Origin of the sequence: Roseateles chitinivorans (assembly GCF_050632235.1) — a bacterium.
Lineage (GTDB): Bacteria > Pseudomonadota > Gammaproteobacteria > Burkholderiales > Burkholderiaceae_C > Roseateles > Roseateles chitinivorans_A.
This window is the reverse complement of record NZ_CP192584.1, coordinates 5,498,115-5,511,269: the sequence shown is the minus strand read 5'-3', so window position 1 is coordinate 5,511,269 and position 13,155 is coordinate 5,498,115. Positions and strand designations below refer to the sequence as shown.

Genomic DNA, 13,155 nt, shown 5'->3' with positions numbered 1-13,155 from the left:
GGGGCGCAGGATGGCGACGGTCCGCGGCGGCCGTCGGCTACTCGATCCCCAGGTCCAGCTTAGAGATCAGCGCGCGGCTGTGCGCATTCATGCCGACGACCTCCACCGTGCTGCCGTGCCGGCGCAAGCGCTGGCAGACCTTGTCCAGCGCGTTCACCGCGGTGATGTCCCACAAGTGCGCGCCGCCCAGATCGATGCGGACGGGCTTGCCCTCGATGTCGCGCACGTCGAAGGCATCGACCAGCAGGTCGGCGGAGGCGAAGAACACCTGGCCGTTGACGCGATAGGTCAGCACCTCGTCGCCGGACTTCGTCACGTCCAGCAGGCGCGCGACCTTGGCGGTGAAGAACACGCCGCTGAGCAGCACGCCCACCGCGACGCCGGCAGCCAGGTTGTCCGTCGACACGGTCACCGCGACGGTGGCGACCATCACCGCGCTGGACAGCTTCGGATGCTTCAGCAGCGCGCGGGCCGATCCCCAGTCGAAGGTCGACGCGGAGACCATCACCATGATGGCCACCAGCGCCGCCACCGGTACCTGCGACACCCACGGCTTGAGCAGCACCATCAGCACGAGCAGGAAGGCGCCGGCGAACAGCGTCGAGAGCCGCCCTCGGCCGCCGTAGCGGACGTTGCTGACGGTCTGGCCGATCATGCCGCAGCCGGCGATGCCACCGAAGAGGCCGGCCCCGATGTTGGCCGCGCCGAGGCCGGCGCACTCGCGGTTCTTCGAGCTCGGCGTGTCGGTGAGGTCGTCGACGACGCTGGCCGTCATCATCGACTCCAGCAGGCCCACCATGGCGATCGCGAGGGCGGGGAGCGCGATCAGCCGCAGGGTCTCGAGCGAGAACGGCACCTGCGGCCATCCGAAACTCGGCAGGCCGTCCGGCAGGTGGCCGAGGTCCGCGACCGTCTTCAGCGGCAGCTGGAGCCAGTTCGCCGCGAGCGTGAGCACCACGATGCAGATCAGCGGGGAAGGGACGGCGGTGGTCAGCCGGGGCAGCCCGTAGATGATCACGAGACCGGCGCCGACCATGGCCCAGGTGGCCGCGTTCGCGCCGATCAGGTGGGGCATCTGGGCCGAGAAGATCAGGATGGCCAGGGCGTTGACGAAGCCTGTCCGCACCGAGCCGGAGACATAGCGCATCAGCACGCCGAGCCGGAGCCAGCCGAACAGGATCTGCACCACACCCGCCAGGAGACCGGCGGCGAAGAGGTACTGCACGCCGTGGGTGTGGACCAGCGGGGCGGCGACGAGCGCGACGGAGCCCGCCGCGGCGGACACCATGGCGGGCCGCCCGCCGGTGAAGGCGATGACGAGGCTGATGACGAAGGATGCGAACAGGCCGACCGCGGGATCGACGCCGGCGACGAACGAGAAGGCGATGACCTCGGGGATCAGGGCGAAGGTCGCGACCGCGCCGGCCATGAGCTCGCGCGGAATGCTGGGCGCCCACTCGGCGCGGAAGGGGTGGGGATGTCGGGACATGGCGGTATGGATCCCGCGTGCGGGATCTGGAACAAGCGTGGACCTCCGAGGTCGAAGCGGCGACGCTTCGAACCCGGGACTGCGGGGGCAGGGCTTGCTACGGCGGCGTCAGGCGCGAGCAACCGGATTGGCGGCTCTGGGAGATCCGGGCGGCGCGATGGCGGGTGAAGCTGCGCAGGCGCGCGACATCCGGGCAGCTCCCCTCGAGGGAGCTGGGGCGGCGACGCGGGACGCAAGAAAACATCGTCGGATTCTAGAGGTCGGAGGGCGCGCGGAGGGGCGCCCCGCTCCGGCGTGGAAGCCGACGTGCGCTTTGATAGAGTTCCCCGAGCTCGTTCAGGCACCGAATCTGCCGCCCTTCGCCGATGCCCTTGACCCGCCCGCCAGAAACTTCCGATCCCCGTGCCGCCGACCTGCGCCGCATGAAGCGGGTGGCGCTGGGTTGCCTGCTGGCGTCGCTCGCCGGCCTGATCGTCAGCCTCGTCATGGGCGCCCAGGGCTTGTGGGCCTGGCTCAAGGCCTTCTGCGAGGCCGCCGCCATCGGCGGCCTGGCCGACTGGTTCGCCGTCGTCGCGCTGTTCCGCCATCCGCTGGGTCTGCCGATCCCGCACACCGCGCTCATCCCGCAGGGCAAGCACCGCATCGCCGACAGCCTCGCCGAGTTCGTCCGCGACAACTTCCTCCATCCCGAGGTCCTGCTCGAGAAGCTGCAGGTCCTCAACCCCGCCGAGCGCCTCGGCCAGTGGCTGCGCGAGCCGGTCAACCTCGCGCAGGTGACCGGCTCCGTCCGCACGATGGCCGTCGAGGCGCTCTCGCTGCTCAACGAGCAGGCCGTGCGCCGCGCCATCGGCGAGTTCCTCGTCGCCCGCGCGCTGTCCTGGAACGCCACCGGCACGGCCGCGTCCGTGCTGGACGTGCTGACCAAGTCGGGCCGCCATCAGGACGTGCTCGACGGCGCGCTGTCCAAGCTGCGCGACTACCTGGCCACGCCGGAGGTGAGGGCGCTCGTCGCCGCGCGGCTGGTGAAGTTCGCGAGCACCCAGTGGCCGAAGGCGATCAAGCTGGTCGACACCATCGCCAACGTCGACAAGATGGCCGACAGCTTGTCCGACAAGCTCGCGCTGCAGCTGGTCGAGGAGGTGCAGACCGCGCTCTCTCAGCCCGACCACTCGGTGCGCCGGCAGTTCGATGCCTGGATCCTCGAATTCATCGAGCGCCTGCGCCAGGACCCCGAGTTCGCGCGCGAGGTCAACGCGATGAAGGACCGCGTCGTGCAGAGCGACGACGTGCGCGCCTACCTCGACGGCGTGTGGACGGAGGTCCGCGCGACCCTCGAGCAGGACCTGCGCCGCGAGGACTCGGTGCTGATGCGGCATCTGGACCAGTCGCTGGCGGCGCTCGGCGACCGGCTGAGCCGCGATCCCTCGCTCGTGCAGGCGATCAACGAGCACGTGCTGTCCGCCGCGGGCCGCATGGTCGGCAGCATGCGCGAAGGCATCACGCGCCACATCGCGTCGACGGTCAAGGCCTGGGACGACCGCAGCCTCGTGCGGCAGATCGAGCTCAGCGTCGGGCGCGACCTCCAGTTCATCCGCCTGAACGGAACGCTGGTGGGCGGGGTCATCGGCCTGCTGCTCTACGCGGTGACGATCCTGGCGCAGCGCTGAAGGACGCCACATGTTTGGCGTCGGCTGTGGCCGAATCGGCAACAGATGTTGCTCAATAGGCATCATTCGTTGTTGATCACGCATCGCTTGTGGCCTAATCGGCAACATCGGTTGCCACGGGTTTTCAGCTGTGAACACGTCATTGATGAACGAATTGGTCGGCGGCGCGGCGCGTTACCGCGCGCTTCGTTGTCTCTATGAGCAGTCCGAACGCGAGTTCGGCACGCGTGAATTGGCCGCCGCCGCGGAGATCGACCCGAGCAACGCCTCGCGTTGGCTTCGTCGATGGGCCGAGGTTGGTTTGGTCGATCGCAAGGCTGTTCGGGGCCTGCCTGTCTTCCAGGCCTCCTCCGATCCGGCGCTTGCGCCGTTGCGCGCGCTGGTGATGCAGGACAGCGAGCTTGTCCGCGTGATGCGCGACCATCTCGCGACGATCAAAGGCCAGGTGGAGGTCGCTGCCTTGTTCGGGTCAGCGGCACGCGCAGACATGCATTCCGACAGCGATATTGATCTTCTCGTGTTAACCCCCGATCTCTCGCGCCTTCAAGCTCAGGCTCACTTCAAACCAGCCGGGCGCGCGTTGAAACGGGCGGTCAATGTGCTGGTCTACACGCCCGAGGATTGGCGCCAAGCACGCGACGATCGCAACCCCTTTGTGCTCGACATCCTCGGTCATCCGACCATCGAGCTCAAAGGATCGCTGCATGCTCCGTAAGCCAGAGGATTTCTACAAGGAAGGCAGCAAGGTCTTCCGCAAGGCACCGTTCAACGTCAGTTCCATCAAGGGCTGGATCACGATCTCCGAGGGCAAGGTGGCCGACTCGCTCCGTGCGGAGAACTCCAACACGACGCGGCTCGGCGCCGCTTACGACGCGATCCTCAACCTGAGTTTTGCGTTGCTGTGCTCGAAGGGATGGCGCTGCACCTCCGCGGACGGTCATCATGTCCAGGCGCTGGAAGCGGCCTGCGCCTATGCCGAGCTGTCCGCAAGCGTCTTCGACCAACTCGATGCGATCCGTGATCTGAGGAACGATCAATACCAAGGCGTCCCCGCGACATCCCAGGATGTCGATGAGGCGCTCGCGCTGATGGCGCGTGTCATCCCGGCGCTGTTGTCACTCCTTCCCGCGCGGACGTAGCAGTGGCGCCTCGCGGCCCCGTAGACTCCGGCGATCCTCAGCTCATCCCGGACCTCGCCATGCCCCGTTACGTCGCCTTCCTCCGCGGTGTCAGTCCGATGAACGCCCGGATGCCGGACCTGATCCGTGCGTTCGAGGCCGCCGGCTTCACGCGGGTGAAGACGGTGATCTCCAGTGGCAACGTCGTCTTCGACCATCCCGGCGCGCCGGTCGACGAGCTCGAGCGCGTCGCCGAGCAGGCGATGACCGATACGCTGGGCAAGACCTTCGGGACCACGGTGCGGCCGGTCGAGCACCTTGCAAGAATCGTCGACGCCGACCACCACGCCGCGTTCCATCCGCCGGCCGCGGCCAAGCAGCTGATCACCTTCCTCAAGAGACCGCACGAGGGTCAGGTCGTGCTGCCGTTCGAAAGCGAGGGCGCCGCCATCTGCAAGCTCGAGGGCGTCGAGGTCTACAGCCACTACCTGCCCAACGAGACGGGCCCGCTGTTCATGACCATGCTGGAGAAGACCTTCGGCAAGCAGATCACGACGCGCACCGTGGACACGGTGCGCAAGTGCATCAAGGCCTGAAGCCGAGCCCAGTCAGCGCGCGGCGAAAGCTGGTGGCGGCGCGCGACGGCGGCGCTCGACGAGGGTTCACGACAGCACGTTGTAGAGCCGCAGGATCCACCACTGCTGCACGGCCAGCGCGACCAGCACCAGCGCCCACTGGACGCGCCGGCTGGTGACCAGCGCGGCGACGCCGCAGAGCACGATCGCGCCCGCGGTCTTCACGCCGTAGGCGGTGCCCAGGTCCTGCAGGTGCGCCGTGCCCTTGAGCGCGCTGTCCGCGACGTCCAGCAGCAGCGTGAACGCCAGGATGCCGAAGAACCAGCGCCGCCGCGACTGGAAGTAGTCGCGGTAGCCGGCGTACTCGGCGATGTCGTCGGGGAAGAGGATCGCGCACAGCAGGTACAGCACCGCGCTGTAGCCGACCACGAAGACGAACTGCAGGAAGTGCCACGGCCCCACGCGGCTCAGCGCGAACTCCCACCACCAGAAGTGGATGAGCGTCACCATCATGTAGAGCGCCCACAGCAGGTGGACGCCGTCGACCTTCAGCCGGCCCGGGTGCTGCACGAACTTCGCCAGCCCCGACAGCAGCCGCGCGATCGACAGGCTGACCACCATGCTCAGCACCATCCGGATGTGGATGAACTGGGTCGGATCGATCGCGGCGTGGTCCATCGGTCGGGCTCCTCAAGGGGCGCCGCCTCGCGGTGCGATCGACGGCGAACGGCTGAAGCACAACGGCGGGCCTCAGGCCCGCCGTGTCAACGGTTCCGGGCGTCCCACCCCGGACGCATCATGCGCCTCAGGCGACGCACGCCCGGTTCTTGCCGGTGCGCTTGGCCTCGTAGAGCGCCTCGTCGGCGCGGTCCAGCGCCTGCTCCATCGTCTCGCCCGAGCGGAACAGCGTCACGCCCGCCGAGAAGGTGACGAACACGTCGCGCCCCTCGTGCATGAACAGGCTGGCCGACAGCGAACGCTGCAGCCGCAGCAGCACCGCCTGCGCCTCCTCGAGCGGCGCCTCGGGCAGGATCAGCACGAACTCCTCGCCGCCCCAGCGGCCGACCTTGTCGCCGGGACGCAGCAGCCCCGACACCCGCGACGCCAGCGCCTTCAGCGCCTCGTCGCCGGCCGCGTGGCCGAGGTTGTCGTTGAGCTTCTTGAAGTTGTCGATGTCCAGCAGCGCCAGCGCCAGCGGCTTGGGGTCGCGCTCGAGCTTGGCGCGTTCGGTCTCGAAGGTCGCGATCAGGCCGCGCCGGTTGGCCACCTGCGTCAGCTGGTCGGTCTGGACCTCGCTGGACAGCCGGCGCAATTCGCCTTCCAGCTCCTCGACGCGTCCGGCGAGCTGCGTCGCGCGGTCGTGCTCGTCGCGCAGCCGCCCCTGCGTGTTCTGCACCAGCGACTGCACGCTGCGGCTTTCCTCGACCATCTCGCGCACCACGCCCGCCAGGCTCTCCAGCGAGTCCGCCTGCTCGATCACGGTGGCGTACTTGCCGACGCTGTCGCTGAAGCGGTCGGTGTGCTGGCCGAGCTCGCCGAGCTCCTGCAGCATCCGGTTGATCAGGCCCTTGAGCGCGTCGCGGGCCCGGCCGCGCTCCTCGCGCAGGCTGTGCTGGCGCTCGCGCGTGCTGTGCAGCAGCTCGCTGACCGAGCGCACGCTGCGCGCCGTCAGCCCCTGCGCCAGCGTCTGGCTCATCGCCTCGCACTGGCCCTGCGCCCAGGAGTCGTCCTCGGCCAGGTCGGTGAGGCTGCCGGTCAGCTCGCCGCAGAGCTTGCCCAGCTCGGTGAACGCGTGGTTGCGGTGGTCCAGCCAGCGCCGCGCGCGGATGCACAGCGCATCCATCTGCGCCGCGCGCTCGGGCGTCGCGCCGTCGCGGACGAGTTCCGCGTGAGCCACGCCCAGTTCGTCGATCAGTTCCTGCGCGCGCGCGTCGTCCGAGCGCAGCGCGTGCCGCACGGTGCCGTTCAGGTGCGTGCCGACCTCGGGCCAGGAGAGCAGGCCGGGGCCGGCGGGCTCCGCGGCCGCATCGGCAGCGGTGGCCGGGCCGCCCATCAGCGTGTCCAGCGAGCCGTAGCGGCCGCCTTCGGCATTGGGCGCCGCCGCCGCGCCGGCCTCGGCGGGCGGCTGGGCGATCTCCTCGTCGGTGAAGAACTGCGTCGGCGTGCCGGAGCGCTCGTCGTCCTCATCGTCCTCGTCCTGCGCGGCCGCCGCGCCGCGCGCGGCACCGGTGCCGACGGTCGACGGCAGTTCATCCAGCGGTGCCGGCTGCGTCTCGACGCGCGAATCGCCGACGTCGCTGTCCCAGCTCGCCACCAGCTGCTTCAAGCGCAGGGTCAGTCGTTGCGGGTCGCTGCGGTTGCTCTGCAGCACGCGCAGCACGCCGTCCTTCTTGCGCGCCAGCGTCCATTGCCGGCCGCCGCGTTCCAGGCCGCGCATCATCCGTTCGATCAGCTGCGCCAACTGCTCCGCCTGGGCGCCGGGGCCGTGCGTCTGCTGCAGCGCCTCCAGCGCGCGCTGGAGCTCGTCCCACTTGCCGTCGCGCACCTGCATCGCGAAGCCCTGCCGCTGCTGCGGATCGGGCACCGCCAGGCCGAGCAGCCGGGCGACGGAGCCCTGCGCGCGCTCGGGCAGCTGCGTGCCCGCGCCGCCGCGGGCGGGCTCGCCGGACTCCTGCGCGTAGGCGCGGGCGTAGTTCTCGGGGGTGGGTTCCAGCTTGTCCAGCGCCAGCCGGCGCAGGGCCGCTTTTGCCAGGAGAGCGGGGGCTGCTGCGGCATCGGTCGGGACTCGGTGAATGCGGGGGAGGGCGCTGACGCTCGCGGCCGGGACCGGGCTCAGCGTGTCGGAAGGTCTTCGCCGGCGTCGGACGTCGGCAGGATCCAGGGGCCTTGCGCGGCAGCACGGTCTGCGCGAGCCAGCGCTCCAGGTCGTCCGGCGGCAGCGGCTTGCTGAACAGGAAGCCCTGCATCAGGCTGCAGTCCAGCCGTCTCAGGACTTCCATCTGCCGCAGCGTCTCGACGCCTTCGGCGATGACCTGCAGGCCCAGCGAGCGGGCCAGCGCGATGATCGCGGTGACCACCGCCGAGCTCTGCGGCGTGATGCCCAGGTCGCGCACGAAGCTGCGGTCGATCTTCACTTCGGAGATCGGCAGCGTCGTCAGGTAGGCCAGCGACGAGTAGCCGGTGCCGAAGTCGTCGATCGAGATCTCGACGCCGACCTCGTTGAGCCGGTGCAGCGACGGGATCACGCTCTGCAGGTCCTTCATCAGGCCGGTCTCGGTGATCTCGAGCTGGATCGCGCGGTGCGGCACGCCCCACTGGCTGACGAACTGGTGGATGTGCTCGACCAGGTCCGAACGCTCGAACAGCCGGTTCGGCAGGTTCACCGCGATCGACTCGCTGAAGCCGAAATTCAGCTGCCAGACCTTGGCCTGGCGCGCGGCCTCGCGCAGCGCCCATTCGGACAGCGGCACGATCAGGCCGGTTTCCTCGGCCAGCGGGATGAACTCGCCCGGCGGCACCAGCGTGTTGCCGCGGCGCCAGCGCATCAGCGCCTCGGCGCCGACCATGCGGGCGGTGCGGACGTCGATCTTGGGCTGGTAGTGCAGCACCAGCTCGTCGCGCTCGATCGCCTTGTGCAGCGCCGATTCGAGCTCGAGCTTCTCGCGCCCGCGGCCCGCCAGCATCGGCGAATACAGCGCCGACGCGTTGCGGCCCTGGTTCTTGACCGCGTACATCGCCACGTCGGCGTTGCGCAGCAGGTCGGCCATCGTCAGGCCGTCGCGCGGGTAGAGCGAGATGCCCACCGACGCGGTCACGAAGCATTCCTGGCCGGCGATGAAGATCGGCTCGCGCAGCGCTTCCAGCACGCGTTCGGCGACGCGTTCGGCATCGCTCTCGTCGCCGACCTCGGGCAGCAGCGCGACGAACTCGTCGCCGCCCAGGCGGCCCACGGCCTCCAGCGTGCGGTGCGAGCGCGTGCCCACCGACTCCAGCATCCCTTCCATCACCTGGTCGCTGTGGCGCACGCAAGAGCGCAGGCGGCGGCCGACTTCCATCAGCAGGTCGTCGCCGGCGGCGTGGCCCAGGGTGTCGTTGATCACCTTGAAGCGGTCCAGGTCGATCAGCAGCAGGCCGACCTCGTGGCCCATGCGGCGGCCGGCCTCGATCGCGCGCTCGGCGCGCCACATCAGCTGGCGACGGTTGGGCAGCCCGGTCAGCGCGTCGAAGTTGGCCAGCTCGCGGATGCGGTCCTCGGCCATGCGGCGGTCGGTCACGTCCTGGATGACGCCGGTGTAGCCGCAGGCGTTGCCGTGCTCGTTGAACTCGGGCTCGGCCTCGATGTGGATGACGCGCTTGCGGCCGTCCAGCAGCGTGAACGGCAGGTCGGTCACCAGCACCGAGTTGTGGGCGACGACGTCGCGCAGCAGGCGCATGAAGAGCAGGCGCTCCTCGCGCGGCACCATGCGCATCACGCCGATGAAGTCCAGCGGATCGATCGGCCCGCGGCCGAAGACGCGCAGCGCCTCGTTGGCCAGCTTGAAGCCGTGGCCGGTCTGCCACTCGAAGCTGCCCATGCGGGCCAGGTCTTGCGCGCGGGCCAGCTTGGACTTGCTGCGCTCGAGTTCCTGGCGCGTGCGCGAGCTGCGCAGCATGTAGCGCAGCCGGCCGGCCAGCAGCCGCCACTGGGTGGACTTGACGAAGAAGTCGGTCGCGCCGGCCTGGTAGGCGCGGTTGATCGAGGCCTCGTCGTCGAGGCCGGTCAGCATCAGGATCGGGGCGTTCTCGAAACCCGGCATGGCGCGCAGCCGCTCGCAGGTCTCGAAGCCGTCGAGCTCCGGCATCAGCGCGTCCAGCACGATGAGTTCCGGCGTCCATTGCGTCACCAGCTGCAGCGCCTGCAGCCCGCCGCTCAGCGCGGTGACCTCGAAGCCGTGCTCCTGCAGCGCGGCCTCGCTCAGCATCAGGTTGACCGGGTCGTCGTCCACCAGCAGGACGCGCGGCCGTTCGATCAGTTCACCTTCCTTCACGACGCGGCTCATCGTGCGGGTCGCACCAGTTGCTGCATGGCGAGACGGGCGGCGGCGATGTCGTCCTGCACGGTCCCGATCAGGTCGGCCAGGCCGTCCTCGCGGCCGGCGCGGGCCAGGCCCTCGATCTCGGCGCAGCGCTGCGACAGCGCCGTGGCGCCCAGGCTGGCCGCGGCCGACTTCAAGGTATGCGCCACGTGGCGCAGCGCGTTCAGGTCGCGCGGCGCGTCGCGGCCCGCCGCGAGCACCTGCTCCTGCTGGTCCAGCGATTTCAGGAAGGCGGCCACGACACGCTCCAGCAGATGGTTCACACCCTCCGGGTCCAGCTCGCGCAGACGGGCGAGGGCCTGGTCGTCCAGCACGGCGGGTTCGGGCTGCGTCCGGGAGGGCATGGTCGTGGCGTAGTCTGGTGACATCTTCTGATCATGGCGCCGCGGGTGGTTCCACGCGGAGTTGCAGACCATTGTCGTTCACCGCAAGGATGCGAGCGTGCGAAAAAGCAGTCAATTCTGGTGTTCTTGGAGACGCCGCTCGGGGTAAGTCCTGGGGTGGGTGTCGCATCCATGCCGCCTGAGGCGAAGCGCAGGGTCTCCCCACCCGTGTTCGAGGTCCGGGGGCCAGCAGTTGCCTGCCTACAATGGTCCGCATGAACAGGTTGGGGGAAGCCGCCGCGCGCCGTCGGCCATGGAAGGGAGCCGCGCTGGCCTTGGGGCTGGCGGTCGTGGTCCTGCTCCTGCTGCTGGCGCTCAACCTCGAGCCCAGCGGACCCGGCCTGGTGCTGACCGCCGTGATGGCGGGCGCCGCGCTGATGATCTTCGTGGCCGCGCTGACCTGGCACCTGGCGGTGCGGCTGGCGCGGGCGCAGTTCGGCGAGCTGCTGCGCGAGAGCCGCCAGCAGGCGCAATCGCTGACGCAGCTGCAGCCGGACTGGCTCTGGCAGACCGACGCCCAGCACCACCTGATCCGCTGGCAGGCGCCCCAGGGCGCGCCCGCGTCGAGCTGGGCCGGCACGGCGATGAACGGCGCGGTGACGCAACGGTTGTGGGAGCGCTTCCAGCCGGTGTCCGACGCGAACGGGGTGTCGGCGGAGGCGCCGGTTCCGGACCTGCGCGGGCAGGTCGAGCCCGGGCAGAGCTTCGACCGCCTGCGCGTGGTCGACGGCCAGGGCCGGCGCTGGGAGTTGCGCGGGCAGGCGACGACGGACGCGGCGGGCCGCTTCGCCGGGTACCTCGGCGCGGCGCGCGTGCTCGACGAGACGCCGGCGACGGACGCCACGGCGCTGGCGGATGCCGCCCCTGCCGCCACCGACTGGCTGCAGGCGCTGCCCGGCCCGGCCTGGTTGCTGAGCAATGGCGCCGGCCAGGGGACGGCCGCCGGAGCAGTCGGCAGCACGGGCGCCGCCACGCGCCTGATCGATTTCAACGATGCCGCCGCGCAGATGATGGGCGGCTCGGAAGCGCGGGGCCAGCTCTGGCGCGCCTGCGAGGAGCGCCTGCCCGAGGAGCTCCGCCAGGCCCTGGCGCAGCCCGACCTTCAGTCCGGCAGCGCCTGCGGCGCCTGGTGGCTGTGCCTGACGGCGCTGCCGCACGGCGGCGCCACGCTGCTGAGCCTGTGGCCGCAGGGCGCAGTCGAGACGGTGCCGGCCGCGCTGGCCATGCAGGCGGCGGAACAGGCACGGGCGGACCAGGCCTCGTTCAGCTACACCGTGTCGCACGACCTGCGCGCGCCGCTGCGCGTGGTCGAAGGCTTCACCCGCATCCTCAAGGAAGACTACGGCCGGCTGCTGGACCGCGCCGGCAACGACCACCTGGATCGGGTGCTCGGCGCGTCGGCGCGGATGCACAGCATGATCGACTCGCTGCTGGCGTTGTCCCACCTGTCGTCGCAGGCGCTGCGGCACGAGACGGTCGACCTGTCGCTGCTGGCCTCGCAGGTCGTCGACGAGCTCCGCCGCGGCGCGCCGACCCGGGCGGTCGATGCCCAGGTGCAGTCGGGCCTGCGCGTGCAGGGCGATCCGACGCTGCTGCGCATGGTGCTGGAGAACCTGCTCGGCAACGCGTGGAAGTACAGCGGCAAGCGTGACCACGCCGAGATCCGCTTCGAGTCCGAGCAGCGCCAGGGCGAACGCGTGTTCGTCGTCACCGACAACGGCGCGGGCTTCGACATGCGTTTCGCGGACCGCCTCTTCGGCGTGTTCCAGCGGCTGCACAGCGCGAGCGATTTCCAGGGCACCGGCGTGGGACTGGCCTCGGCGCGGCGCATCGTGCGCCGGCACGGTGGCGACATCTGGGCCGAGTCCGAAGTCGGGCAGGGCGCCCGCTTCTACTTCACGCTGCCGAACTGAAGCCGGATGGCCGGCGCTGTTGTCGGCGTGCCTGCCGGCATCGTGTCCGCGGCGGCGGGGACCGCCGGCGGGATCAGCTGCCGAGCGCCAGCTGTTCGACGGCCTCGACGATGCGCCGGGCCTGCTCCCCGGTCTCGATCGACTGCTCCGCGGCCATGCGCTCCAGACGCGACAGCGCCTGCGCGCGGGTCAGCGAATAGCGGTGCATCAGCACGCCCAGGGCCATCGCCTCGACGACTTCGAGCGACGAGGTCGAATCGACGGCCGGCGCGGGCGGCGCCGCGACGGTGCGGGCGGGCCGGTTGGCGAAGGCGGCCTCGACGGCGGGGACGATCTGGTGGATGTCCAGCGGCTTGACCAGGTAGGCGAGCGCGCCCAGTTCCTTGACCTTGGCCACGGTGGCCTCGTCGGCGAAGGCCGACAGGAACATGAAGGGCAGCTGCAGGTAGTCGCGCAGGTAGCCGGCGACGTCGAAGCCGGTCATGCCTTCCATGCGGATGTCGAGCAGCGCCAGATCGGGCCGGTGCTGGCGGGCGATGAGGATCGCGTCGTCGCCGTTGTCGGCGTCGAGCACCTCGTACCCGGCCTGCGCGAGGCCGTGCGTCAGGGTGGCGAGCACCAGCCGGTCGTCGTCCACGACCAGGATGCGGCCCTTGCCGCTCGCGCCCACGTCCTTGCTCACGCCATCCAAGCTGCTCACGCTGCTCCCGAATCCAAGGCCATCAAGGCCATCAAGGCCATCAAGGCCATCAAGACCATCCAGGCCACCTCGACCACCAAGGCCAACCCCAATCGATGGGGGACCCAGGATTGTCACCGAAATGCCGAGGCCGGGTCTGCCGGGGCCGGACCCCGGTTTCGGGTGGTCACAAGTGACCCCGTGGGGCGCGAGGAAGAAGGATTGTCCGAACATTAACTCCCTGCACCACGGCGGG

10 protein-coding genes and 1 pseudogene are annotated in these 13,155 nt (G+C 70.0%); 5 read left to right on the top strand and 6 right to left on the bottom strand.

Going from position 1 to position 13,155, the window contains the following annotated elements; translation table 11 throughout:
• Window positions 1-37: 37 nt before the first annotated feature.
• Window positions 38-1,489: a SulP family inorganic anion transporter gene (locus ACQ859_RS25095; protein WP_431263249.1), complete on the bottom strand. Its 1,452-nt coding sequence runs from the start codon at window positions 1,487-1,489 to the stop codon at window positions 38-40.
• A 365-nt stretch (window positions 1,490-1,854) separates the two neighbouring features.
• Between ACQ859_RS25095 and ACQ859_RS25090 the strand changes: the two genes are divergently transcribed.
• The 4 genes from ACQ859_RS25090 to ACQ859_RS25075 all read left to right on the top strand — a co-directional run bounded on the left by ACQ859_RS25090 (window position 1,855) and on the right by ACQ859_RS25075 (window position 4,870).
• A complete protein-coding gene (locus ACQ859_RS25090) occupies window positions 1,855-3,156 on the top strand; it encodes a DUF445 domain-containing protein (protein ID WP_431263248.1) in 1,302 nt (433 codons plus the stop codon).
• A gap of 145 nt (window positions 3,157-3,301) precedes the next feature.
• Window positions 3,302-3,871 (top strand): nucleotidyltransferase domain-containing protein, encoded by a 570-nt coding sequence (locus ACQ859_RS25085; protein WP_431263247.1) that lies wholly within the window; start codon window positions 3,302-3,304, stop codon window positions 3,869-3,871.
• Complete coding sequence (locus ACQ859_RS25080) at window positions 3,861-4,295, top strand: hypothetical protein (protein ID WP_431263246.1); 435 nt, start codon at window positions 3,861-3,863, stop codon at window positions 4,293-4,295. Before ACQ859_RS25085 ends, ACQ859_RS25080 begins: the two co-directional genes overlap by 11 nt.
• Window positions 4,296-4,354: 59 nt before the next feature.
• Window positions 4,355-4,870, top strand: coding sequence for a DUF1697 domain-containing protein (locus ACQ859_RS25075; RefSeq protein WP_431263245.1), 516 nt, complete (start codon window positions 4,355-4,357; stop codon window positions 4,868-4,870).
• Between the two features lie 66 nt (window positions 4,871-4,936).
• On the opposite strand, the gene ACQ859_RS25070 is transcribed toward ACQ859_RS25075, so the two are convergent.
• The 4 genes and pseudogenes from ACQ859_RS25070 to ACQ859_RS25055 form a co-directional block, all read right to left on the bottom strand.
• Entirely contained in the window at window positions 4,937-5,527 is a 591-nt protein-coding gene (locus ACQ859_RS25070; protein ID WP_431263244.1) for a hypothetical protein, read from the bottom strand.
• A gap of 127 nt (window positions 5,528-5,654) precedes the next feature.
• A complete protein-coding gene (locus ACQ859_RS25065; protein ID WP_431266652.1) occupies window positions 5,655-7,571 on the bottom strand; it encodes a diguanylate cyclase domain-containing protein in 1,917 nt (638 codons plus the stop codon).
• Window positions 7,572-7,800: 229 nt separating this feature from the next.
• Window positions 7,801-9,888 (bottom strand): annotated as a pseudogene (locus tag ACQ859_RS25060) (putative bifunctional diguanylate cyclase/phosphodiesterase); the annotation flags it as partial.
• Complete coding sequence (locus tag ACQ859_RS25055; protein ID WP_431263243.1) at window positions 9,885-10,268, bottom strand: Hpt domain-containing protein; 384 nt, start codon at window positions 10,266-10,268, stop codon at window positions 9,885-9,887. The pseudogene ACQ859_RS25060 and the gene ACQ859_RS25055, both read right to left, overlap by 4 nt.
• Window positions 10,269-10,522: 254 nt before the next feature.
• Here ACQ859_RS25055 and ACQ859_RS25050 point away from each other — a divergent pair, with 254 nt between their 5' ends.
• Window positions 10,523-12,220: a sensor histidine kinase gene (locus ACQ859_RS25050; RefSeq protein WP_431263242.1), complete on the top strand. Its 1,698-nt coding sequence runs from the start codon at window positions 10,523-10,525 to the stop codon at window positions 12,218-12,220.
• A gap of 73 nt (window positions 12,221-12,293) precedes the next feature.
• Here the strand turns inward: ACQ859_RS25050 and ACQ859_RS25045 are convergent, their stop codons facing one another.
• Window positions 12,294-12,920 carry a response regulator gene (locus ACQ859_RS25045; protein WP_431261161.1) on the bottom strand — a complete coding sequence of 209 codons (627 nt, stop codon included), beginning with the start codon at window positions 12,918-12,920 and terminating at the stop codon, window positions 12,294-12,296.
• Window positions 12,921-13,155: the final 235 nt, after the last annotated feature.

Excerpts from the sequence above, each read along its gene's own strand:
- ACQ859_RS25050 (WP_431263242.1), top strand. The coding sequence starts at position 10,523 with ATGAACAGGTTGGGGGAAGCCGCCGCGCGCCGTCGGCCATGGAAGGGA.
- ACQ859_RS25095 (WP_431263249.1), bottom strand. The coding sequence starts at position 1,489 with ATGTCCCGACATCCCCACCCCTTCCGCGCCGAGTGGGCGCCCAGCATT.
- ACQ859_RS25080 (WP_431263246.1), top strand. The coding sequence starts at position 3,861 with ATGCTCCGTAAGCCAGAGGATTTCTACAAGGAAGGCAGCAAGGTCTTC.
- ACQ859_RS25090 (WP_431263248.1), top strand. The coding sequence starts at position 1,855 with ATGCCCTTGACCCGCCCGCCAGAAACTTCCGATCCCCGTGCCGCCGAC.
- ACQ859_RS25075 (WP_431263245.1), top strand. The coding sequence starts at position 4,355 with ATGCCCCGTTACGTCGCCTTCCTCCGCGGTGTCAGTCCGATGAACGCC.
- ACQ859_RS25085 (WP_431263247.1), top strand. The coding sequence starts at position 3,302 with ATGAACGAATTGGTCGGCGGCGCGGCGCGTTACCGCGCGCTTCGTTGT.
- ACQ859_RS25055 (WP_431263243.1), bottom strand. The coding sequence starts at position 10,268 with ATGCCCTCCCGGACGCAGCCCGAACCCGCCGTGCTGGACGACCAGGCC.
- ACQ859_RS25070 (WP_431263244.1), bottom strand. The coding sequence starts at position 5,527 with ATGGACCACGCCGCGATCGATCCGACCCAGTTCATCCACATCCGGATG.